The organism is Collinsella aerofaciens (assembly GCF_028209625.1).
Lineage (GTDB): Bacteria > Actinomycetota > Coriobacteriia > Coriobacteriales > Coriobacteriaceae > Collinsella > Collinsella aerofaciens_AM.
In genome coordinates this window covers 41,074-65,049 of sequence record NZ_JAQLDU010000015.1, presented here as the reverse complement: position 1 = coordinate 65,049, position 23,976 = coordinate 41,074, and the positions used below count along the sequence as shown (strand labels likewise).

Here is a 23,976-nt window from a genome sequence, read left to right as displayed (position 1 = left end):
CCTGGCGTTAGCATGTCGCGATTCAATCTCGAAAACAGCATTGCCCAGTTGACAAAACTATAGGAACACCCCCCTCAAGCACGGCCTCGCCCAACCCCGACACACCATGCACTCTCCTATCAGTCCGAGTATAGGACGAGCACGCCTCACGGGGGCAATCTACTTCGTGCGCTCGGAGATCAGGCCTCGAATGAGGTCGACGGTAGCCTCATAGGAATGCGGGCGGTCGAACTGTGCCGCCGCGAGCTCGCGCGCCACGCGACCCATGCGCGCGCGTCCCGCCTCGTCCTCGACAAGCTCGCAGATCACCCTGGCGAGCCCTTCGGCGTCACCCGGCACAACATTCACGCCAAAGCCGTCACGCACGACCTTCTCGCGAAACTCAACGTTCATGGACGTGTTAATCATGGGGCGTCCCGAGGCCAGGTAATCGCCTATCTTGGTGGGCACGCTCTGGGGCGCGTTCGCAACCAGCGAGTTGACCACCATGTCGGACGCCTTGAGCCAAGCCGCCATGACACGGTACGGCATGTAGCCCAAAAGCCCAGCAGGCGCCCCGGTTCGCTCAACCGCCGCCTCAACGGATGCGCGTTCGGGGCCATCGCCAAGAATCTTGAGTCTGAGCTCGGGATGCGCCTTGGCAGCTATCGCCACAGCCTCGACGAGCGTCTCCAAGTCGTATAGTGCCGAGATATTACCCGCGTAAGTAACCCAGACCTCGCCCTCGGGCTTTTCCACGGAGCCGACGTTCTCAGCGGCGCCCGCGTCGAACTCCTCGAGGTCGTTACCCACGTACACCACGAGCTTGGGGATATCCTCGGCGCGGTCGCGGAAAGGGCGCGCGGCGTACTCGTCGGACGTACCCACCACGGCGTCCGCCAACGCGTACGCGCGACGAGCTTGGCGCTCGAACGGAGCGAAGGCTATGTCGGACAGCACCGGAACGTCGAGCGCGATACGGAAGGCCTCAGGCCACAGGTCGTTCACGTCGACCACGAAGGGGATGCCGTAGCGTTTCGCGGACCGTCCCACGGCGAGCGTCACATCGTTGGGCGGAATCTGGCAGTAGATGAGGTCGTAGTCGTGGTCCACATCGAAGTACGCCGTCACGCGCTTGGCCATCACATGGTGCGCCCAGATGCGCTGGGGGCACATGTTGGCGGGATAGCTCGGCTCGGCAATGAACTTCACGTTGAACGCGTGCATGCTCGTGTCGAACGTCGCCAAATCACGCTGGCGCTTCTCCCAGTGCTGGAAGCCGCTCGTGATAAAGTCGACATTGAAGCCACGCTCCACGAGAAGCGTCGCGAGGAACGTGTAGCGCGTGGCACCCTTGACCTCATGGCCAAGCTTGGCGTCGGCGCTGAATATGGCTATTCGCGGTTTGCGGCTCATGAATCATCCCTTGGTAGCGTGCTAGTGACGGCGCTTGGAGACCAAGCGCTTGATGGAGTTGTACGAGAAGCTCAAGCGGTTGAGGAGCGTGGCCATACGGTATCGCTGCTCGCCGCGCGCCCACTGGTCTATGTCCGCACACCTCAGCTCGCGTCGGAACGCCTTGGCGCGCGCACGCCCACGGCTGCGATCCTCATCGAACAGCAACGCGATGTTGTAGTGCGTGTCCACGATGAGGTGGACCTTCTCGCGCACGTAGTAGACGGACTCATCCGAAAGCCTCTCCCCGCTCGCGGCGCATACCTCGCCATGCTCGCAGCGCTCAAGGTAGTCCAGGAGCTCCATGACCACGCGGTCGTGATCGTCCCAGCGGCGCACGTAGTTCGCCTGGCTCACGGACTGGTTCTCGTTGCCCACCAGGTACTGGTACACCTCGATATCGAGGTAGCAGATGGTAGAGGCGGGCACGCTTGCCTTGACCACGTACTCATAGTCCTCGTAGAAGGTGTGCTCGAGCAGGCTGATGCCGATACCGCGTAGGTAGTCCGTACGCGCTGTGAGCGTGTGGATCATGATCTGGAACACGGTGTCGCCGTTGGTGAGAACGCTGGAGAAGTCGAGCGCACGACCCGTGACAACGCCCTTGGCGAGCGGGAACGGACGCTCCTCGCCAGAAGTCATGTCAATCTCGCGCTTCTTGTCTACCACAAGGTCGCAATCGAGGTCGGCAAGACGCTCGAGCAGCTCGGCCATACCGTCCGTGTTCACCCAGTCGTCGCCGTCCACCACGCGGAAATAGCGCCCGCGCGCCTCGGCCAGGCCAGCGTTCACGGCCGAGCCGTGGCCTCCGTTCTTCTTGGAGATGACGCGGATCACGCCATGGCTGCGCGCGGCGAACTCCTCCGCAAGCGCACGGGTGCCGTCGGTAGAGCCATCGTCCACCACGACGACCTCGAGCTTGCCCACGAATCGCGGGTCGAGGTAGGACTCAAGACCTCGCGCGAGGTAGCTCTCGACGTTGTAAGCAGGGACAGCGACGGTAAGCTGCAGCGCGCTTCCGCCCCGACTCTCAACATCACTCATGCATACACCCCTCTCGCGGCTGACAGACCGCGCAACATCCTATCCAACCGTCTTCACGCTCGCGTATGCGCGCGAAGACCTTCCCCGCACCACATGCACGCAGCGACCCGCGGCGAGCATGAGGTGCGGATTGCCCCTGGCGAGCAGGGCATGGAGTGCGCGCGAAACGCGTCCCGACCTCGCCGGAGCCTCGACGATGAGTTCACGATACAGAGGGTCTGCCGTGAGCTCGGCGCAAAACGCACGGCGGGCCGCCGCGTCCATGCCCGCCCGCTCGTCGAACGTGCGCTCGATGGCGCTCAGCACGTACCGCGCAAACCTAAAGCCCAAGCGCGAACGAGCGTCGGTACTGTCCAGGCCCCAACCGCGCAGCAGCTCGAACAACTCCGCCACGCGCCTGCGGTGCACCTCGTAATAGCGCGGCACGAATTTGTTCGTAAGGTTTACATTCTCGCGTTTCTGATAGCGATAAAGCGGACGACATATCACGGCGGCCGAACCCACACGACGCGCAACCTCGATATTGAAGCAGACGTCCTCGATGAGCGGTACATCCTCGAACGAGAGGCCATCGAGCACCTCTCGGCGATAGACCTTGTTCCAAGCGTACCCAAAGAGCGTGAGCTCCTCGAGGACGAGAATGCTCGAGCGGTATTCGTCGCGATCCAGCAGAAACGCGCTTCGCCCCGCGGCAAGCTCGATAGCCGCAGGAGAATCCGCTGCAACGACGTGACACGTGGGGGCATCGAGGTCATCCATGCTGAAGACTGCGCCATCCAGCGCCGGCACAAGCTCTCGCGTACCCGTAACGGCCCCGTTGTCAGCGCGGTATTCCTCGCGACAACCAAACACGACGACATCGCACGGGGTATTCGGGCGAAGCGGAAAGCTCGCAGGATCGACGACGCCTCCCATAGGAACACCAGCACCCATGGCTATGGCCGCGCGACACTCCTCGAGAAGCTCGGGGTCGTACGTGTCGTCTGGGTCGGGCATCCATACGTAGGAGCCGCGTGCCGCCGCGATGCCGGTATTGCGCGCGCCGGACAGGCCTTGGTTCTCCTTGTGGCGCACAAGACGAATACGCGCGTCTTGTGCAGCGGCCGCCTCCACGATCCTAGCCACGTTATCGGGAGAGGCGTCGTCAACGCAGATGAGCTCCCAGTCCGCACACGTTTGAGCACGGACGCACGCTATGGCATCGGGCAGGTAAGCCGCCACGCCATAGCAGGGCATGATAATGGAAAAGAAGGGGCGGCGCTCGCTCGCGGCCGCCTCGTCGCACGCGCCGGACATATTAGTCGAACTGCGCCTTGTAAGCCGCGCAGACCTCGTCCACTGGGCCGATCATGCGCTCGTGGCCCTTCTCGATCCACACAGCGGAGGTGCAGATGCGCTCCACCTGCCCGATAGAATGGCTCACGAACAGCACAGTCACGTTACCGGAATCTATGAAGCTCTGGATGCGGCGCTCGCACTTCTCCTGGAAAAACACGTCGCCCACGGAGAGCGTCTCATCGACAATGAGTATGTCGGGCTCCACCACGGTGGCGATGGCGAACGCGATACGCGCGACCATACCAGATGAGTAGTTCTTCATAGGCATGTCGAGAAAGTCGCGCAGCTCGGCGAAGTCCACGATCTCGTTCAGGTGCTCCTCCATGAACTGCTTGGAGTAACCCAAAAGCGCACCGTTGAGGAAGATGTTCTCACGCGCCGTGAGCTCAAGATCGAAACCAGCGCCCAGCTCGATGAGGGGCGCGATGTTGCCACGAACCGTCACGGTGCCCTTCGTGGGTTCGAGCACGCCGGCGATAATCTTGAGCATGGTGGACTTACCGGAACCGTTGGTTCCCACCAGGCCGATGACCTCGCCCTTCTTAACCTTGAAGCTCACGTGCTCCAGAGCATGGAATTCCTTGAAGAACAACTCGTGGCGCACGAGCTTGATGAAGTACTCCTTGAGGGAGTTGAGCTGCTCGCTGGCCATGTTGAAGACCATCGTGACATCGTCGACCTCGATGGCGTATTCGGTGTTGGTAGCGTCTGCCATGGTGCCGCCTTAGACGTAGAGAATGAACTTGTGCTCGGTCTTCTTGAACACGAAGATACCGATGATGAGCGCGATGATGGCCCACGCGATGCACATGAGGAGCACCGTGGGCGTGGGGTTCTGCTGCCACAGGAAGATGTCACGCATGAACTCGAGGTAGTTGTACATGGGGTTAATCTTCACCAGCATGATGATCCAGTGCGGGGCGCCCTTGTCGATAAGCAAGGAGAGGTCCCAGAAGATGGGCGTGAGGTAGGTCCACGCGATGATGACGACGCTCCACAGATGGATGATGTCGCGGAAGAAGACGGAGAGCGCGCCGATGGCCATGCCCACGCCGATGCAAAAGAGCATCAGCAAGAACAGGCACAGGGGCAGCCAGATGAAGTGCCACGTGGGCATAACCTGAAAGAACAGCATGACGATAGCCACGGCGATGAGCGAGAAAGCGAAGTTTACGAGCGCGAACAAGACCTTCTGCACCGGGAAGATGTACCGGTTGACCTTTACCTTCTTGAGCAGGGGCGCGGCGTTGATGATACTCGTAAGTGCCGCGTTGGTGGAGTCGCTCATGAGCGAGAACGTGACGTTGCCCACGATGAGGTAGAGCGGGAAGTTAGGGACGTTGCTGCCAAACATGTAAGAAAACACGATGGACATGACGATCATCATGAGCAACGGGTTGAGAACGCTCCACAACACGCCGAGGAAACTACGGCGGTATTTGAGCTTGAAGTCCTTGGTGACGAGCTGCTCGAGGATGAGCAAGTCCTTCTTATACGGACGCGGGGCTTTTTCGGTTGCGAGAGTCTGTGAGGACACCGACGACGCCTCCCTATTGATTGCACGTTAGCGGCAGATGCCGCCCTTGCCGAACAACGTATGATAACACAGGGGCGCTTGCGCGATTTCTCACCTCGACGAGCTGCATACAATCAGGAGAGTCGGTTGCGCGCTTATGGACAGGCGGCGCTGGCGTAGCAGTCGGCGGTCGACACCGGCACGACCTTCCCGCCGTTGCCGTTAGCGGCCTCGAAGACAGCGCGGGCGATGTCGGACCAGCTCCTCACGGCGCCCGAGCCGGTGCAGCCGTAGGTGCCGTAGGGGGCCTTCGCGTCCAGCACGTGGAAGATGGCCGCGGCCATGTCGCGCGTGAAGGTCAGGCGGCCCAGATTGTCGTCCGCGACCGTAATCTGGGTAAGTTTATTCTCCGGGTCGGCGACGCGGTCGGACAGACCCTTCATGGTTTTGACGAAGTTGTGTCCCTCACCGATGACCCAACTGGAGCGCATGATGTAGTAGCGCGGGCAGCCGGCCACGGCGATGTCACCCGCTCTCTTGTTCTGGCCGTAGACGAACAGCGGGCTAAAGGGCTCCCCATCGTCGTGCGCCTCGGCCGTGCCGTCGAACACCAGCAGTCTCATGAACCGGTACCGTCAGCCAAACATCTAGCACATTGGAGACCCTCCCCTTATCTCCAGCCAGACAGCGCCGGCTACGATTCCACTCGCGATCGCACCCGGCGCACCCCGCCGCAAAATCGAATCGATTGAACAAGACGCCATGCACCCGTTGCCGGCACCGCGAGACAAGCTGAAAACCGCATAACGGCACGCAGTGTTTACGTCGATATCCATAGGGGCGTAAACCGTTGATTAAGCTAATATAAACTGCAAGTCAACAGGGCGCGGGGAGTGCAAGGAATGAATGGGACTGAAATAAACACCGAGATACGAATCGAGCCGCAAGCTGAAGCTCACAGGCATCCTCCGATTCACGAAATATCAGAAGAACCCCACAGCGTTACAATCACAAGATCGGGTATTTTGCATCAGCAAGCCAACCAGCGAGGGAAATCGGGGCTCCGTCGAGTTCTTACCTATGGTACTTTCGACCTCTTGCATTATGGTCATATTCGCTTGCTTCAACAGGCGGCTGCCCTTGGAGACTACCTCGTTGTTGCCCTTTCCACCGACGAATTCAACGCACTAAAGGGAAAGAAAAGCTTCTATTCGTATAATGTGCGAAAGGAAATGCTCGAAGCGATACGCTACGTTGACCTTGTAATCCCTGAAAATAGCTGGGAACAAAAAGCAACAGACGTAGAGACCTTTCAGATTGATACAGTCTGCATGGGAAGTGACTGGGAAAACGATCCGCGTTTTGAATCGCTGAGGGATATCTGCCAGGTTCAATACCTAAATCGAACGCCCGGGATTTCTACCAGCGACATTAAGACGAGTCTTAAAGGATAAGCAGTGAACATTCTTGATCTACTCCCATCGACACGGCGCGCAGTGCGAAACACGAGGGATTCAATAGAATCACTCAAAGACTCGATCGAATCCCTCAGGGATTCGATCGAGTCTTTGAAATGCGAAACAACGGCCCAATATGACCGCGTTTTTTCTAGAACCGAACAAGCAGACATCGGCATTAACGGACATCTTGCCTGTGAATTCGAACGGCTTGAAAAGGCGATTAAAGCCCACGATTCGAAGACCGTCATCATGCTATGGGAACTCTACAGGAAAGACGGAGAGCTGCCAGAAGATGCTCGAAAACGTTTCTTCAAAAGCATTCCGCCCGCCACAGGCCCATTACGGCTACATCAACTAGGCTGCGCACAATTATTGTCAGAATTCAATGAGCTCTGTAAAGCACACAATCTTGACTACTGGATTGCTTTTGGAACTCTCCTGGGCGCTGTCAGACACGGAGGTTTCATTCCATGGGACGATGATACAGACCTCGGAATGACTCGAGCAGATATTAAAAAATTGGTAGAAATAGTTGAGGACGATTCACGCTACTCAGTTTCCGTCGTTTACGATGCATTTGCCTTCTGCCGACAGATTCGCTTCAAATACTCCAACGAGAATATTCCCTGTTTCCTTGACCTTTTTCTCTTTGACGAGGTCAGCGACGTCACACATGCAACGTTTGAGAAGCAGGCTGCCCTGAGAGGCGAAATGATCGAACATTTCATCTCTCAGGATTGGTATCAAGAGTGGCAAGCAGCGGGGTATGTTTCCGAAAATTCAATATTAGGAGAAAAGGCCGCAGCCATCTTTGATGCCTATTTAAACCAAGCGGAAGATGATGGAATCATCTCCGCCAACGGCAGTGGGCTCATTTGGGGAATCGACAATCTGACCGATCTCAATGGATATGATTGGATATGCTCGAAAGGCGACGTTCTTCCAACTCAACGCATCGCGTTTGAAGGTGCGCCATGTGAAGCACCGGCAAATATTGAAAAGTTATTAACTGAAGTGTATGGGAACATCTACTCATTACCTGACGATATCTCAACGCACTTTGCTCACGTCGATTTAACTGACAGCAATTTGGAATCTCTTCATCTTGAGAATCCAGATACCGTTTAGCCAATGAAATACCCGTCTTTCTCATAGGACAACAAACGAGCTAGAAGAAACACGGAGGCTCCGTCAGATCCTGACGGAGCCTCCGATTGCCGCAGCCTCACAGCCAAAGAGATACGGCCTGGTACCTGATACGCTACTTCTCCGACTCAACATTCCCTAGCTCAATACGTAGAAGCTCGATAGAGTTCAGAAGCGCGACGCTTTCCTTCTGGACAAATTCTGATTCAAGATGACGTAGCGCGACAGTCCGAGACGACGGAGGAAAAATCCGACCCGCCATCTGGCGCATCTTAAGAACAGCGCCCAATGAAGCGAGCCTCTCTCGACCCCGTCGCAAAAAGTCAATGGGATTATTCCTAAGAGTTCCAAGATAGAACATCATCTTTCGACGTGGTCCAAATAGGCGACGTCGATCGATTAGTATCGCACGAGCCATCGCACCGTACTCTCTATCATGGAGGAGCGCTTTTAATTGAACGTCCGAAAAGTACGTCTCCAAGATCGACTTTAGAAAATTGGCGAGCATTGTCCTATCCTGAACAGGAGCTGTCATGACATCCATGAACACAAACTCACCAATTAAACTGAGCAATTGAGATCCAAAGCGCTCAGCATTCCCAGACTGTTTCCAATCCGAGCATATACGATCCGAGATTCGTAGATGGTCATATATCCTCAAGACCTTATCGTCATTTCTGGTTGCCATAAGGGAATCGGCTCGATTCACCCGATAGTCATACAGTTTGTCAGACAGAAACACGGTTTTCCGAGACCGAGGATAAGCCATGTAATGAAATAACTTGTCCTCTCCAAACCGAAGTTCCTCATCAAACCACAGTCGCTCTTCAATTAGAAATTCGCGACGACAAGCCGTTCTCCAAGCGAACGGCTCAGCAGCCTCGAGAGCAAAAAGAGACGGATCGAATGACGCATACATTGTGTCGCGAGGAGAAAGTACTTTATCCAGCCACCAATTAGAAAGGAATTGAGGATACACGCGCCCACCGAACGTAATCAAATCAGCATGCGTGGAATCAAAGGCGTCAGTTATACGCTTTGCAGCCGTCTTGTCCAAGAAGTCGTCAGAATCAACAAAGCAAACAATGTCACCCGTGGCACAGCGAATACCAGCGTTGCGCGCGGAAGACAGCCCCCCGTTCTCTTTACTGATGATTCGCATTCTAGGTTCGACCTTCGAATACATCTCCAGAATGTTCGAAGATCTATCGGTTGACCCATCATCGACACAGATTATTTCGATATCCCTAAATGTCTGGTTTCGAATAGAATCAAGGCAGACAGGGAGATACCGTTCAACGTTATAGACGGGAACAATGATACTCAGCTTGGTCATTCACTTCTCCGGAATTAGTTAGTGGGTCAATCGGAACAAAGCCAATCGAATTGCAGACAGCAATCCCCCCGCCCGCATCAGCCTAACAAAGCGCTCTTTTCGAGTACGTGAGCCATCCGAAGACCGAAGCACTCCATACAACTTGGAATCGTGAAGCAGAAGAATTAGATTAAGCCGCTTGGAGGGCTCGAAAATGTTGAGATCACTATAGCCTTGCTGTAGATCAGAATTCACATCCTCAACCATCCGAGGAACAAATTGCTCTCGAAGCTCAGGAGACAGCCGGTCATAGTTCCACTCATAGCTATCGAAGCGCATTTTTGCTAGGACGGATCGCAGATATATCCTGGCCTGACAATGCGAATCGAGGTATCGATGCATCTCCTCGTATTCGTCGCAGACGCAGAAAACCTTGCCAGGAGAATTGACCGAGGACTTTTCATTATCCTGGCGATAGTGTAGGAAGGCCTCATTAAGCAAGACCGCGTTATCGCACGAAGCCCATACCTTGAAGTTAAAGCCAGCATCTTGATACGAAGCGCCCGGCGAAGGCAGGAACGAAATATCGTTCTTCTCCAAGAAATCCCTTCGATAGATAGCCGACCATATCGATGGCTTTCGATAAAACACCTCTCGCTCCACTTGGGGGTTCACATGGCCTTCAAGAAGCGCATCGACCCAGCCGAACTTCTCATTGCGCTCTTCGGGAAGAGACCAGTACAGATAAAAGTCGCACTTAACCACCTGGGCGTCGCATTGCTTGGCTGCTCGATACATTGTTTCCAATGCACCTGAGTCCAAGAAATCGTCCGACTCAAGAATGCCGACGTACTCACCGGTGCACATCGAGAGACCCTTGTTCATGGAGTCGCCATAGCCAGAATTAGGCTTGTCAAGAACTCGGAAGCGAGGATCGGCTTCGACATATTCATTGATGATATCGAGGGAGCTATCCGTCGACCCATCGTTTATGCATATAATCTCGATGTTCGAAAGTGATTGTTCGCGAGCCGACTCAAGGCACTGGCGAAGATACTTTTCGACATTACAAATTGGAACCAACAATGAGACTGCAGGGGCTTCAGCCATTCAAACGACCATCCTTTAATCTGAACCAACGTATTTATGTTAGCAGGAATATAAGCACTCGGCGCCACTTCTCGCATTTCAAGTGCCGCGCATAAGCGACCTTCGCAACAATAACATCGATATCTTATCGAAGCCCCGGCCCGTGCGCGGTGAGCTTCCCCGGGGGTCATCCCCAGGTCCGCAAGGGCGCGCACGGGCCGAGAAGGCGTCTCTCGTACTCGGGCACCGCGAGTGGTTCGCAACGGCGCCCTCAATCAGTGGTAACTTACTGGCCCTGGGCCTTGTAGCGTGCCTCGGTAGCGGCCTTGACGGGCTCCCACCAGGCGCGGTTCTCGGTGTACCAGGCGATGGTCTGGTCGAGCCCCTCGGAGAAGTCCGTGTGCTTGGGCTCCCAGCCCAGCTCGCGGCGGAGCTTGGTGGAGTCGATGGCGTAGCGGCGGTCGTGGCCGGGGCGGTCGCGCACCCAGTCGAAGTCGTCGGCCGGCTTTCCCAAGCGCGTGAGTATCGCGCGCAGCACGTCGATGTTGGAGCGCTCGCCGTCGGCGCCGATGAGGTAGGTCTCCCCCATCTCGCCCTTGGTGAGGATGGTCCACACGGCGCTCGAGTGGTCGTCGGTGTGGATCCAGTCGCGCACGTTGCGGCCGTCGCCGTAGAGCTTGGGGCGCACGCCGTCCAGGATGTTGGTGATCTGGCGCGGGATGAACTTCTCCACGTGCTGGTAGGGGCCGTAGTTGTTGGAGCAGTTGGAGATGGTCGCCCTCACGCCGAAGGTGCGGTGCCAGGCGCGCACCAGGTGGTCGGAGGCCGCCTTGGTGGAGCTGTAGGGGGAGCTGGGGCGGTAGGGCGTCTCCTCGGTGAAGCGCGCGGGGTCGTCCAAGGCCAGGTCGCCGTAGACCTCGTCGGTGGAGACGTGGTGGTAGCGCACGCCGAACTTGCGCGCGGCCTGCAGCAGGCAGAAGGTGCCCTCCACGTTGGTGCGCAGGAACGGCGTGGGGTCGTCGATGGAGTTGTCGTTGTGGCTCTCGGCGGCGTAGTGGACGATCGCGTCGTGGCCGGGGACGAGCTCGTCCAGCAGCGCGGCATCGCAGATGTCACCCACCACGAGCTCCACGCGGTCGGCGGGCAGCCCGGCGATGTTCTCGGGGTTGCCGGCGTAGGTCAGCTTGTCCAGGACGGCGACGCACACGTCGGGGTGGTTGTTCACGACGTAGTGCACGAAGTTGCTGCCGATGAAGCCGCAGCCGCCCGTGACGATGATGTTGGTGGGTTCGAAGTTCTCGGACAAGGTACGCCTTTCCCTATCGCCCGAGCTTATAACGAGACTTAGACTTTCCTTGTTTGCGAAATGAAATCAAACAAGACATAGCATCTGAGCCACACCATAGAACACGGACGGACATGTGCTCACCAGAGCGCCATAACGATCGGGAGACAACAAGATCCAAAACCCCAAGAGGATTGTCAGTCCGATAAGTGCAACCGTAATCCTAAAAATCACACCTTTACCTTCCACAAAACCAGGAGTCTGAAGCAGCACTCCAAACACAAGCAAAATCAATAACCATGAGAAGTCACTGAAGTACCGCATTGTAATACTCGCAATCTGGAAATCCGCAAAAAGGATTACCGATGCGACAATGAGCGAAAAGATGATGGCAGCCTTCTGACCCTGCTTACTCTTGGAGAACACGGGCGGAATGCAAGCAAGGCCCACGAGCAAGAACGGAGCGATGGGCAGCAATCCTCCAAGATAAGGCTCATAAAACCAATAGCCCTGGAAATCAACAGCCATGTCTACACCGAAAACATACGGGTACCGTGCGCAAATACTCAAAGGCTGAACCAAATACTGGAACAAAGCGGGAAGGGACCGCGATAGGTCAATTCCTCGCGAAGTCATATCGCTACCAGTCAGGTTGTATGCGGCACCAAAATCAAAGACCGATTCAAACCTCATGCCGTTATACAGCATGACGGGAATTGCAACGAGAATAAATGGCGCAATTACCGACGCCGTGTTGCCAACGCCCTTTTTTGAGAAAAACAGACGTTCCCGAAATATCGCATTCCAAAAAATCGGGAAGGCAAGCAAAGAGACCAGCACGTATTGGGGCCGGCAGCCCAATGACAGGGCAATCAGAAATGAACCAAGGATGAGGTAGCTCTTCTTGAAGCCCCCGTGGTCTCCATCCAAACGCTCCGCAGATATCCAACACGACAAGCCCAAGAACACAACAATTAAGCCAGATAAAATAGGGACAGAATAAATCTGTGGGAGAAAAACAAGGTACAGCAGTCCACTCGCAACAAAAAATGACACTGAAGAAAGTGCGAACAGACCAAGGGAGACATCTTGTCGATAGCGCTTTGCCAAGCAATACAGCAACGCATTGAAAGCGCAAATGAAGATCACCCCCAAAGCGAGAACGACTTGATCCGTTCTAAGATCACGGCCAGTTAACAACTTGAAGGGAACAAACGCAACCAATGCCGGAAGCGCACCGAAATACGAGTAGTAATGCCCGTTATAAAAAGCATAGTCGAGGTAGTAATACTCACCAGCCTGAGATAATTCCTGAGCTCGAGCTGAAGTATCGTACGGGTTTTCCATATCAGAGAGAACGGCGGACACGGGAAGGTCTAAGGAAACCTTGCCCGACAAAAACGCATCCGCAAGATGATTGTATTGATTGAAGTCAAATGCAACCGGCCCGCTAATTGTTGGACCGTTAGCTGGATTGTCAACAACCCCAGACAATCGGCTGACAACAACAGATCCCGCCATCTCAACGGTCATTAACGCGACAATGCATCCGATAACAACAGGGCGAATTGGAAACAATCTAGTCCTGTAAAGACTAGATGAGGGTCGGAAAGCAAGGAGCGCACAAGCCAATAATGCAACAATCCCAAATCGGATGAGCTCGAAGCAAAACGGCCTCATGGCATTAATAGACGCGCCTCGAAAATCAAAGCTGAACCCCGATTCTTCTTGAATAAGCACCCGCATCTTATGTGAAACCCCAGAAAGATGCAGGCGAAGGTATTTCGAGCTTTCCATACCGCCGCAGTAATTGTAAGAAGGAAGTTCAAAGAAAGATGAGTTCGCTTCGTCAGTAGCAAGAACCTTTATTGCTAAATAAGGGCCAGTCGACGTTCTCCATGACGAAGATGTCCAGCCTGGAACAGCGATATCAAGGTAAAGATTCTCGACACGACATCCATCGGCATCGAATTCAATATAGGCGGTTTCGGGATCTACGACCTTAATCGTCCTGTCATCCTGAATCTCCAATCCAGGACCAAGGCTCCAATCCACTTCTTTCGCGTTCCCAAATAGCAAAGATTCCCAGAACGGGAAATTGAATACGAGAATCTCCAAGGCCATTGCAATCATAAGTGAAATAGCAAAATACCGAAGAATCTTCTGCAAAATGCTGGAACCATCGTGGCTAACAGGCTCAATGTTATTTCTCGCGCACTCTATAGGAGTCATCAAGTTCTCCAAACTAAACTATGCGGACTTCGCACGTCTGGCCGGATAAAACAAACCAGACAGGAAAGGCGGCAAACAATAAACCACGCCAGCGAACAGCCCCGTGCACGCAACCTGCATCAACACCATAAGAACCCATGCATGCGGAATCTGAGACATGATCTCCCAAATCAGATCCCACCGAATCACATCTAACTCAACGAGATGCATGCAGAAAAAGGCAAGAGAGTTCTTTCCCACGAACTTTAACATGCTGGACAAGACGGGAATTTTAGAAATGTATACCTCAGAAAACTTTAGGAGGCAGATGGAGCCACACACTCCACCAATAACATCCATTGCCCCTGCAGCATACGTGTTGGAAACCATGTACAGAACACCATGGTATCTAGCGCAATACAACCAAATACAGAAGGAAAAGCCCCATAGAATTGGAGACATGCCACCCCGCCTCAAAAGAGACGATTCCTTGATCTTGAACCCAATATATAAGAACAGAACGGCGCACATTGCGGGCTGAACAGCCAAGGGCAACCAGATGGAGTCCGCAGAACCAATGCCAACGATAAAGAGGGCGAGGCATACCAAGGCTGGATAGTCAGTCTTCAACGCCGCATTTAGCAACAACCGCGACCAGAATAACGCAAGTAGAAACCAAATAGCCCCAATAGCCATTACCCCTTCTGGCATAGAGTCAAGAACAGCCCCGGATCCGTATAAAGCCGCCACGGTCCAGGAGCGGACAGTTTCGACAACTAGCCCACCGTCAAATATGGTTCTAAATACCATTAAAACAATCAGGATGAGGCTTGTCCCCAGATATGGAACTAGCAACCCACTCACACTCTTCCGAAGCAGGGCTCTCTCGTCTTCCTGCTGTTTAAAAAAGTAGCCGCTCACAATAAAGAACAGCGGCATGTGAAAGGAGTAGCACGCTTTTACAACGCCTTGGGGCACACCGGCAAAGCTGCAGTGCCCAACGACAACTGCAATCAAAGCGACCGCCTTCGCGATATCAAAAGAGGTAAGTCGTTTCGCCATATCATTCACCAACGTTCTCGCTCAAACCAGGATCAACCATTCTAAAAATTAATTTCGCTTCCGCATCGGCGACTTCATCATCATGACCGCTCTTCCCAGAATTCGCCATCCCGAGAACCCAAGGCAGCGCCAACAACAACGGCGTAGCGTATACCGGGGTTGCCATGTAACGAGGTAACGCAATTGGACCTGCGAGCAGAGACAAGTACACAGCAATAACCGGCGCAAAAGAGAGGAGGACCTCCAGAGGAGATCGCTCAGTCGTCATTCTTGCTCTAGACATGCAGTAGCAGAGCACGATTATTGGAATATACAAGGCATACGTAACCTTATGAAATAGCAGTGGAACCAGCTCGGCGATCTTGAGGTAAAGGTTATCAAAAATGTCGGAAATTCGAGCAACTACCGGAATACGGAACGAGCCGGCGAACAAAGAATCCATATCGCTCGCGGAAGCCGAACCGCCAGAATAAGACTGGATAGCCCCCACTAGCCCCGGATCCCCGGTAGCGGCCGACGCAAGGTTATCTCGATAGAAAATGAAGCTCTCATCACCCTCGGTAACCCCATCTGGATAGAACAGGGGAAGCATTGTTGCCAGAGCACCATCGAGAAATGTCTTCGGATGCTTGAGCGCCGTCCTGAAATACCAACTTAGAAATTCAATCTTTGTCTCAGTGGTCGACGACCCTTTCCAGTACATCTTCGTTGCATCAGCACGCGCAGGCTGATACACAGTCCCAAGTACTTCGGGTGAAGCATAAACGCCTTCAAGAACCCGCCAGTCATCCTGCGTCACTTCGTCCGAATATCTAGACAGGTAATACCCCACCTGCTGCGATGGAATCGACATCATCTCAGCAGAGCTGCCTTTCACAACGCCCCAAGCAGGCAGTGCGATGTTAGTCCAAACAAAAAACAGGCACACCACGGAACCCGTGAGCAGAAGAAGCCGAGCCTTATTAGCCCGACAGATAAGAATCAGGGGCACCAGAGAAAGCGCGAGCAAATATATTCCGGTCTTTTTCGTAAGCACAATAAGACCCAAGAGCAAAAACCCACCAGCAACCACACGAAAGTTCTTAAGCACTTCCCCCTTTGTGCGAACGGTCTCAAAGTAGAACAGAAGGAAAAGAACCCAAACCGCAGCAAATAACGTGTCCTTCGCCATTGTTTGTGCAAACATTGGGAAAAACGGGAGAAGAGACACGAGTGCAACAATACCCCTCCGCAAAATACTGTGTACTTCCAGCCATCTAAAATAACAAAAACAGACAGCAAACGAAATCGCAGTGAGCACAGCCTGCGACACAGAATACGCCAAGAGCGAGAAGGCATGACTGCCAAAAACATCCCCGATAGACCAAAAAAGGCCAAACAAGACAGTGTCAAACCAAGGATGGTGATCGCTTGTCAAAGCGAGGCCTCGGGTCTGGAGGAGCTGCCAAAACGTATCCGGATCTATATTTCCAGGAAAACGAATGAGCATGACCGGGAGCCAGCATGCCAGCACAATTAAAGAGTAACGAAGCAAGTTTGCTTTAAGTACACAAGAAAACGAAGAGCGACCGCGAACCTCGTCCTCATCCAGAGATTTTCCTGAGTGAGCGTCGACCCAAGTAAAGACGCAAACGATCAAGACATATAGAGCAAGGACGAGCAAGGACATCACGATAATGCAAAAGACGATAGAGCCGACACCCTGAATCAAGGACTCATTTAAATATACGGAATGATAGACCTGAAGCCCGACAACAAAGCAAACTGCAATCAGAAACGCTGCAACCAACGCAGCAACATCGATTTCGCGAATGCGCTCCTTAAAAAACATAAGCCTCCACATGCATATAGAACTTCTTGATGTCAGACACAGTCGCATCCGACGATCAGCCCTTTCAATCAATATGACGAAGTCTCCAGAATTATAATCCAGCTCGGATTCACATCATCATGGAACAAGACCGAGAGGCGTGACGTAATTACGCAGATAGCATGCAAGGCGAAATAACGGTATATTCTTAAGCAGGTTTGTTCCACTCTGAAAGGTACCTCCTTGACTATCTCTATCGACGCATCACGCGTTGCCGTCATCATCCCCTGTTATAACGAAGCCGTCACTATCGCTAAGGTAGTAGCCGACTTCCGCTCCGCATTGCCAGGCGCACCCATCTACGTCTACGACAACAACTCAAGCGATGAAACCGCAAAACTTGCGAAGGAATCGGGCGCAATCGTTCGCCACGAACCCAGGCAAGGCAAGGGCAACGTCGTGAGGCAGATGTTCCGCGATATTGACGCAGATTGCTACCTCATGGTCGATGGGGATGACACCTATCCGGCGGAAGCTGCCGCAGCGCTCGCCGCCCCAATCCTCTCTGGTGAAGCGGATATGACCGTGGGCGATCGACTCTCTAACGGTACCTACGCAGAGCAGAACAAACGCGCCTTTCATGGCTTTGGTAACGACCTCGTCCGCACAATGATTCGCTGGATCTATGGTTATTCCTTCGACGATGTCATGACCGGCTACCGGGCCATGTCTCGCCCCTTCGTAAAGACTTTCCCAGTCCTCTCCGAAGGCTTTCAGATTGAGACGGAACTCTCCATTCATGCGGTCGATCGACGCTGGAGGATTGCCGACGTCCCCATCGATTATCGCGACCGCCCAGAAGGTTCGGAGTCCAAGCTCGATACCGTTGGAGATGGTGTTAAAGTTGTGTGTGCCATCGCCAGCCTATTTAAGAACTATCGTCCTCTCAAGTTTTTCAGCCTTATCGCATTGGTACTCGCTCTCGTTGGCCTGATTCTCGGCCTTCCAGTCATTGGAGAATTCTTCGCAACCGGTCTTGTTCCACGGCTCCCCACTGCAGTGCTTGCGGTAGCCTTCATGTTCCTGTGCGGGCTCTCGCTTGCTACCGGCCTCATCCTTGACAACGTCGCCAAAACTGAGCGAAAAGAATGGGAGCTTCAGGTCTACCGAGTATTCCAAGAGGGCAGAAAAAATTAACCGTTCAATTAAGAATAGGAAAAGGCCTGAAACCAGATGGTTTCAGGCCTTTTCATTTACCCCTCTACACAAACGAACGCGCAACAGCCAGGATGGATACCACTTGCTGACATACCAATCTCTCCTAAGCTTGCGGATATATGATAATTGGAGACGTAGCCAATTACATTGGCGTTCAAATAACAGGCTAGTTGCCCAAATACTGATTTGCCTTCGCAACAAGCCAATTGACGTCTGTTCCGGCGGGGCAACTTGTTGATGAATACCACTTATGTATCCCAACGTTATCCCCCATCGTCAAATGTCTCCAACCCTTAGATCTTGCAAGTGCAGCCATGAGCTGTGCACTTGTATCAAGGGTAGCATACGAAGGCGGATTTGCCGTAGTTCCCACATGCTCGATAGACACCGAGCGTTTATTCCACTCCCAGTCGCCAACGGCCCAAGCCGTGTCATTGAGACCGACATACTGGTGAATCTGCCCTGGTGCCACGCCATAATGAGCCGAGGCTTCGCGTGTACCCCAAAAAGTATTATCAATCTGGGAAAGCGCTGTGCACTCAGAGATGTGAATCACAATCACGCTCCAGTCTTCGCCGTAGCGAGACGACGAATAATGGGCACAACCCTTCCATTGAACTCCAGTTAAAGCAGGTGGAATATAGGTAGCCTTTTCAAAGGCAAAACGCTGATTGGCGGTACCATTATCTTCAGAAAGGGCAAGCGCGCCGCCAGAAGAAGCCAAGACAAGTCCACTGGTCGACCGAATCGTATAGCCCTCTCCCCTGTTGTAAACCAAATTCCATTTTTGAGCGTTGCCTTCGTTACGGGTCCAAATTTGGACACCATTACCAGCCGACTGATTGCCGCCCTTGATATCGAGAGGCTTGCAGGATTTAGCGCTAGATATCTCATATGTTCCATCGGAATTCTTGCGAACATCCCAAATCTGAGCCGCCGTTCCGTTCGAACCATAAAATCCAACTGACGTTCCGGTAGCCGTTGATCCACCAGACACATCGAATACATACGACCGGTTCGCCATAAGCTGGATGGTATATGACCCCTCAGAAAGAACCCCGACGCTCTTTACGTTAAATCGAACACCGGGCAGCTCCAACGAATCAACCACGCCCAATGTCGAGGAAGAGCCCGAAACACAGAGATAATAACCTGTAGCTACATTTTGCAACGCAACCTTGCCGCCAGACAGCGCACTGTGCCACCGCTGAGAATCGGCGCCGCTTGATGTCTGCTGGACAAGCTTCCCGTCATCAGCAAGGGAGAGAACCTTCGCAGAGCCGATGCACTCAATCTCAAACGTGTTGTCCAACCCTGCCACTTTGCTTACATACCATTTTTGCGCAAGCGTATCGTTCGATGTATATAGCTGGACCGGAGCGCCGTCCTCCACGGATCCGCCAGCAACATCCAAGACTTTCGAGGCCGTGGCCGACTCAAAGGAAAAAGCACCTTCACTCAAAAACTCTGTAACCTGATGAAGCGTAAACTTTTGAGCAGCGCTTCCATTGGGGAGATATGCGTCCAAATTCGCCTGAACACTGTCAGAAGCTCCAACAATATCCAAAAACAGGCCAGTCGCCTTATTAATAAAAGAGAGCGTCCCATCGCCGTTGTCGACTACAGAAAACAACTGATTAGCATTGGCCGAATCACATTCCCACTGTTGGACATTAGTGCCCGGAACGAGCTTGCCGCCATCCACGTCAAGCGCTTTTTGAGACTTTACATTACGGATTACATAGTAACCGTCGTGATATTCAAAGCTAAACAGCTGAGCAAGCGTACCGTTGCTACTGTAAAGCTGGACATTTGCCCCACTGGAGCTTGAACCACCGGCAATATCAAGGACCTTACCGGTGGAATTGCAGGCGGGACTCAGAGTGAAATACCCAGCAGGAAGAATATCCTCGCATTTAGCAACTGATGGAGAAGTACTAAACAACGCAAAGTGCGAATTGTTATCATTGACGCTCAACTCAACATTTACACCATTGGACGCACCGCCTCCCTTGGATCCAAGATAGAATCCGGGCCTAAGAGCACTCTCAATGAGATATGAGCCATCGGATTGCTTGGAAACAATCCACTTTTGAGCAAACGTGCCGTTGGAACCATACTGAGCAACATTCGTACCAGACGAGGCGTTTCCGCCGGCGACATCAATCACCTTATTGGAGCCAACGTTCGTAAACGTAACATAGCCCTTATCGTCATGGGAAACGATCCAACGCTGAGCATTGCTCATATTCGACGTGTGCAACTGGATGTTGGCACTGTTATCTTTTGACCCACCAGAAACATCCAGTACAAAGGAATAGTTCCTGCTCGAGCTGACGATATACTCGCCATCCGGCAAATCAGACATATGAGCCGCAGCATCAGCATCCTGTTCGGAGCGCAAACATTTAAAGTCGGATGGTGCAAATGCAACCGATAGCTCGCGCGCATCGCCCCTGGAAACCGTTACAAGCTTGCCAGAATCACTTACACCCAAAGCACAACCCGTTGCAGCGTTAACGATACGATATAAGCCGTTACCCGCATCTTCGACAGCCCAATCATAAATCTGCGACGAGGGCGACGGACTCCCTTGCTTAACCGCGGCCCCAGGAACAATATCCCCATCCTGAGCATATAGGTAGCGATAGGATTTCGCAGACTTTATAGCATAAAGGCCCGCTTCATCATCAAATTCAAAGCCAAACGACTGCGCAATAGTACCATTAGCGCTATACAGCTGAATGGCAGCTCCGCTATCCACGTTGCCGCCAGGTACATCAAATACGCGACCATCAGAAGCCGTTACAACAGCAGACTGAGAATCGATTGTCTGAGCCTTAGAAACTTCTCCGGCCGTATACAGACGGAATCGCTGCGCAGCGGTACCGTTATCGTCATAAACCTGGACATTCGCTCCATTTGCAGTGGAGCCTCCGGCAAGGTCCAAGACAAAGCCAGTCCTAATCGCAGAGCAAATCTTGAAAGAGCCGTCACCGCAATCGACAAGGATCCATTTCTGAGCCCAAGAGCCATTGGACGCGTACTGCTGAACATTGGCACCTGCTTTTTTGCTGCCGGCAAAAACATCTAAGACTTTTCCCGACTTCACATTCGTAATGGTCACATAACCATTCTTGTCATAGGAAAACGTCCAACGCTGAGCCTTAGTTGCGTTAGATGCATATAGCTGAAGATTGGAACCGGAATTTATAGATCCGCCGGCAATATCGAATACCTGACGCTCAGAGACAGAGCCGATGGCATATTCAACGCCCTCATTTACAAGACCCTTGCCCGAAGCAGCGAGATCATTGAGCTCCTGGCGAATAGTGCGCGCTGGCGCAAGCGTCCATTTCTGTGCATCAGATCCGTTGTACGTATAAATCTGAAGCGCAGACCCACTCACGCCATTACCGCCCGGAACGTCAATGGCTTTACCGGATTTCGAATTTATGAACGAGTATTCGCCATTACCGCAATCAACAATGGACCAATGCTGCGCGCAAGTGCCGTTGGATGAATACTGGGAAACTGCTCCACCATTGGAGACAGATCCGCCTTGAGCCTCAAAGGGCTTGTCAGAGTTAACGTTTACGATTTCGTACAAGCCATTGCCAACCTGTTTAAACGTAAACATCTGAGCCTGACTATTATTGGCGTTATAGATCTGTAGCCGCGCTCGGTTATCAGATGAACCGCCGTAGATATCCATGACAAGCTGCGGATCGAGAACGCTCTTTATGGCAAAAGCTGTATCAGTTGTTACGGCCGATGCGGAAGCGAACGTAAAACGCTGCGCGGTCGATTTATTCGGAGCCCAGATACGAATCGGAGTGCCATCCGTCGTGCTTCCGCCACTCAAATCGAGCACCCAATTGCCCAATGCGGACTGGATATAGAACCCATTATCGGAAGCGCGAACGTGCCAAAGCTGACTATCGTCTTGAGCATAAGCCGCCTGGACAACCAAAGAGCCACTCTGTGCGTTTCCATCAGCCACGGTGAGATACTGCTCAGTTGACTCATTCTTGATTCGATACGCCCCCGAACCAGCTGACTCAAGGATGAAGCGCTGGTCAGCCGTTCCCTGGGCACCATACAAAGAAAGGCTTCCATCTTCGCAAACGGTAACGCTCGAGGAATCTTTTCCAATCGAGTCGATGTAATAAGTTCCATCAGAAAGAGAAAAATCGGGCAGATTGAGCACATTGATAAAATCAGCAGAAGAAAAAGCGCTCATGTCAACCGTGTTGGCAGTGATCCCATCGATGCGGACTTGCGACGTATACTGCCACCCAAACTGACCGGCGCAGCTAAACGTGGTGTTGAACTTAGGACCGTACTCCGCAATCCAAGATACACGGGGACGCACGCTGGCGGCTTTTAAATAGGTATCTGTATACCAACGTCCGGAATAAATTGAAACGTTGTTGACCCCAAAACCAGACAGCGTATTAAAGTACGCATTCACAATGCCCTCGTATGCCAAAGCGCTATTGGGCGATATTGTATTTCCGTTGCTGTCGTAGAACGACTCGAGGTCATAAAATATCGGTAACGACAAATCGTATAGACCGTATTTGCTTACGATTTGCTGGGTGAAGTACGCCTCACTTGTAGCGTCATTCGAATTCTGGGCAGTACTAAAGATATACAGGCCAAACGGAATTCCCAGACGGCGAACCTCGCTCAAATTGCGCTCAAACTGTTTGTCAAAATGACTCGTTGAATGCGCGAAACGCAAAATGACAGCATCCACGCCTGAGTTTTTGACCCTATTCCAATCGATCGTCCCCTGCCACTCCGAGACGTCAATGACCTTAAGGGCAGGAGATGCAAACACCTCGTCGTAGCCGTTATAGAACGTTTTAGAAGCGCTAGAACCGCCCCAATACGGGGAGCGATTAGCCGAGCGAGCATCGAGTGCCGCGGCAAGCGGCTCACCTTCCATCGAGCTACCGGCAGTATGGGTACCAAGGTCATCATCGGGATGCGCCTCACCATAGGCAAGACGCTCCTCGAGAGTTGCATCGACGGGAAGCGTAGCATCGTCGGCAAAAACAGGAGCTGCCCCCAGGCTGTAAAGCAGCCCGAGAGCAACCAGAAGAGACGATGCAAGGCGGGTTTTGCTAAACATAAAATCAATCCATTCCGCTACACACACAATTACACATAGGGACGACCGGCTCCAATTGGGTTTCCGCGCTCGCAAACGCCATGTACACCAACGCCCTGATTAGGCCATAAATCAATCATACGTCCATTACCGGGCTCAGCGAGCTGTCGAGTGCCTCCGCTTGCAAAAGGTGCATCCTCGGGAAAAAGTTGAGACGTCGCCAACGGCGAAAACAAAAGACCCGTAGCCAAAACCGCAACTGATAAAGCGGCCAGGCCACGGGCATATCGACTGCAGCTCATATCGGACTCCCAATCCAAATTACCATTGAATCTATGATAGTTCATATGATCAACAAAAAAGTGGTGGTTGATTACTTAATGACGACTGCCTACGCTCCTCGCTGTTTGTAGACCCAAGCAATCCAATCCAAATCATACGTGGTGCAGCCGTCAATCGTGTCGGACAGCATAACCTTATTCATTTGGGGGTCATAGCCTTTCAGAACCACCGTGTGCGAATTTGAGCAAGCGAAATAGCCACCCTGCCGTGCATAGATATTGCCCACGTTGCCCTGATGAACGGTCGTCCAAATAATGACGGGATAGCCATCGTCCAAATACTTACAGAGATCGTAGAGAGATTCACCCGAAACATCGTATGACCTCAGCTTGCTACCCCTACTCGCCAGAAAGTTGTTCGCAGCCCTGTTGAGACCGGGCGCGCAGATTTCGTTGCCATTGTTGTAGCTATGGAGATTGCCCCAGAAGCACCAGACATAGTCCCAAGAGCTCCGCGGAATCCAACGATCAGCCATCTCACACGGCCCGACGCCAAATCCGTAGTAGTTAAGCACGTTAGTGAGGGCGGCGGACTCACAGCCTTTGGGCAGGCCAGCAGCATACTGGTTATAGACAGGAACGGCCAAA

17 protein-coding genes are annotated in these 23,976 nt (G+C 53.0%); 3 read left to right on the top strand and 14 right to left on the bottom strand.

Features of this window, described 5'->3' with window-relative positions; all coding sequences use genetic code 11:
- Positions 1 to 159: 159 nt before the first annotated feature.
- From PMW70_RS08190 to PMW70_RS08165, 6 genes are all read right to left on the bottom strand, one after another.
- Positions 160 to 1,395, bottom strand: a complete 1,236-nt coding sequence (locus tag PMW70_RS08190) for a glycosyltransferase family 4 protein (protein WP_199411018.1) — start codon at positions 1,393 to 1,395, stop codon at positions 160 to 162.
- 21 nt (positions 1,396 to 1,416) lie between these two features.
- Positions 1,417 to 2,478, bottom strand: coding sequence for a glycosyltransferase family 2 protein (locus PMW70_RS08185; protein ID WP_117736698.1), 1,062 nt, complete (start codon positions 2,476 to 2,478; stop codon positions 1,417 to 1,419).
- A gap of 39 nt (positions 2,479 to 2,517) precedes the next feature.
- Entirely contained in the window at positions 2,518 to 3,774 is a 1,257-nt protein-coding gene (locus tag PMW70_RS08180; RefSeq protein ID WP_117736699.1) for a glycosyltransferase family 2 protein, read from the bottom strand.
- Position 3,775: 1 nt separating this feature from the next.
- Positions 3,776 to 4,531 (bottom strand): ABC transporter ATP-binding protein, encoded by a 756-nt coding sequence (locus tag PMW70_RS08175; RefSeq protein ID WP_117736700.1) that lies wholly within the window; start codon positions 4,529 to 4,531, stop codon positions 3,776 to 3,778.
- A gap of 9 nt (positions 4,532 to 4,540) precedes the next feature.
- Complete coding sequence (locus tag PMW70_RS08170; RefSeq protein ID WP_117736701.1) at positions 4,541 to 5,353, bottom strand: ABC transporter permease; 813 nt, start codon at positions 5,351 to 5,353, stop codon at positions 4,541 to 4,543.
- Positions 5,354 to 5,487: 134 nt separating this feature from the next.
- A complete protein-coding gene (locus PMW70_RS08165; protein WP_233504180.1) occupies positions 5,488 to 5,955 on the bottom strand; it encodes a sugar nucleotide-binding protein in 468 nt (155 codons plus the stop codon).
- A 279-nt stretch (positions 5,956 to 6,234) separates the two neighbouring features.
- Between PMW70_RS08165 and tagD the strand changes: the two genes are divergently transcribed.
- Together tagD and PMW70_RS08155 are read left to right on the top strand one after the other, a co-directional pair.
- Entirely contained in the window at positions 6,235 to 6,786 is a 552-nt protein-coding gene (tagD, locus tag PMW70_RS08160) for a glycerol-3-phosphate cytidylyltransferase (RefSeq protein ID WP_117736702.1), read from the top strand.
- Positions 6,787 to 6,789: 3 nt separating this feature from the next.
- Complete coding sequence (locus PMW70_RS08155) at positions 6,790 to 7,920, top strand: LicD family protein (protein WP_117736703.1); 1,131 nt, start codon at positions 6,790 to 6,792, stop codon at positions 7,918 to 7,920.
- Between the two features lie 133 nt (positions 7,921 to 8,053).
- Here PMW70_RS08155 and PMW70_RS08150 read toward each other — a convergent pair whose 3' ends face one another.
- From PMW70_RS08150 to PMW70_RS08125, 6 genes are all read right to left on the bottom strand, one after another.
- Positions 8,054 to 9,274, bottom strand: coding sequence for a glycosyltransferase family 2 protein (locus tag PMW70_RS08150; RefSeq protein WP_117736704.1), 1,221 nt, complete (start codon positions 9,272 to 9,274; stop codon positions 8,054 to 8,056).
- Positions 9,275 to 9,292: 18 nt separating this feature from the next.
- The gene (locus tag PMW70_RS08145; protein WP_117736705.1) at positions 9,293 to 10,363 is read right to left on the bottom strand and encodes a glycosyltransferase family 2 protein; all 1,071 of its coding nucleotides are present in this window, start codon (positions 10,361 to 10,363) and stop codon (positions 9,293 to 9,295) included.
- Between the two features lie 265 nt (positions 10,364 to 10,628).
- On the bottom strand, positions 10,629 to 11,648 hold the full coding sequence (rfbB, locus tag PMW70_RS08140) for a dTDP-glucose 4,6-dehydratase (RefSeq protein ID WP_271744554.1): 1,020 nt from the start codon (positions 11,646 to 11,648) through the stop codon (positions 10,629 to 10,631).
- 66 nt (positions 11,649 to 11,714) lie between these two features.
- Entirely contained in the window at positions 11,715 to 13,859 is a 2,145-nt protein-coding gene (locus tag PMW70_RS08135) for a hypothetical protein (protein ID WP_271744551.1), read from the bottom strand.
- A gap of 18 nt (positions 13,860 to 13,877) precedes the next feature.
- Positions 13,878 to 14,900 (bottom strand): acyltransferase family protein, encoded by a 1,023-nt coding sequence (locus PMW70_RS08130; RefSeq protein ID WP_117736708.1) that lies wholly within the window; start codon positions 14,898 to 14,900, stop codon positions 13,878 to 13,880.
- A gap of 1 nt (position 14,901) precedes the next feature.
- Positions 14,902 to 16,731, bottom strand: coding sequence for a DUF6020 family protein (locus tag PMW70_RS08125; protein ID WP_117736709.1), 1,830 nt, complete (start codon positions 16,729 to 16,731; stop codon positions 14,902 to 14,904).
- A 222-nt stretch (positions 16,732 to 16,953) separates the two neighbouring features.
- Between PMW70_RS08125 and PMW70_RS08120 the strand changes: the two genes are divergently transcribed.
- On the top strand, positions 16,954 to 17,907 hold the full coding sequence (locus PMW70_RS08120; protein WP_233504181.1) for a glycosyltransferase family 2 protein: 954 nt from the start codon (positions 16,954 to 16,956) through the stop codon (positions 17,905 to 17,907).
- A 187-nt stretch (positions 17,908 to 18,094) separates the two neighbouring features.
- Here the strand turns inward: PMW70_RS08120 and PMW70_RS08115 are convergent, their stop codons facing one another.
- Together PMW70_RS08115 and PMW70_RS08110 are read right to left on the bottom strand one after the other, a co-directional pair.
- Positions 18,095 to 23,068: an RICIN domain-containing protein gene (locus PMW70_RS08115; protein WP_271744547.1), complete on the bottom strand. Its 4,974-nt coding sequence runs from the start codon at positions 23,066 to 23,068 to the stop codon at positions 18,095 to 18,097.
- A 370-nt stretch (positions 23,069 to 23,438) separates the two neighbouring features.
- Positions 23,439 to 23,975, bottom strand: coding sequence for a C39 family peptidase (locus PMW70_RS08110; RefSeq protein WP_271744544.1), 537 nt, complete (start codon positions 23,973 to 23,975; stop codon positions 23,439 to 23,441).
- Between the last annotated feature and the right edge of the window lies 1 nt (position 23,976).

Coding starts and splice junctions, on each gene's coding strand:
- PMW70_RS08190 (WP_199411018.1), bottom strand. CDS start 1,395: ATGAGCCGCAAACCGCGAATAGCCATATTCAGCGCCGACGCCAAGCTT.
- PMW70_RS08185 (WP_117736698.1), bottom strand. CDS start 2,478: ATGAGTGATGTTGAGAGTCGGGGCGGAAGCGCGCTGCAGCTTACCGTC.
- PMW70_RS08180 (WP_117736699.1), bottom strand. CDS start 3,774: ATGTCCGGCGCGTGCGACGAGGCGGCCGCGAGCGAGCGCCGCCCCTTC.
- PMW70_RS08175 (WP_117736700.1), bottom strand. CDS start 4,531: ATGGCAGACGCTACCAACACCGAATACGCCATCGAGGTCGACGATGTC.
- PMW70_RS08165 (WP_233504180.1), bottom strand. CDS start 5,955: ATGAGACTGCTGGTGTTCGACGGCACGGCCGAGGCGCACGACGATGGG.
- tagD (WP_117736702.1), top strand. CDS start 6,235: ATGAATGGGACTGAAATAAACACCGAGATACGAATCGAGCCGCAAGCT.
- PMW70_RS08150 (WP_117736704.1), bottom strand. CDS start 9,274: ATGACCAAGCTGAGTATCATTGTTCCCGTCTATAACGTTGAACGGTAT.
- PMW70_RS08145 (WP_117736705.1), bottom strand. CDS start 10,363: ATGGCTGAAGCCCCTGCAGTCTCATTGTTGGTTCCAATTTGTAATGTC.
- PMW70_RS08135 (WP_271744551.1), bottom strand. CDS start 13,859: ATGACTCCTATAGAGTGCGCGAGAAATAACATTGAGCCTGTTAGCCAC.
- PMW70_RS08130 (WP_117736708.1), bottom strand. CDS start 14,900: ATGGCGAAACGACTTACCTCTTTTGATATCGCGAAGGCGGTCGCTTTG.
- PMW70_RS08125 (WP_117736709.1), bottom strand. CDS start 16,731: ATGTTTTTTAAGGAGCGCATTCGCGAAATCGATGTTGCTGCGTTGGTT.
- PMW70_RS08115 (WP_271744547.1), bottom strand. CDS start 23,068: ATGTTTAGCAAAACCCGCCTTGCATCGTCTCTTCTGGTTGCTCTCGGG.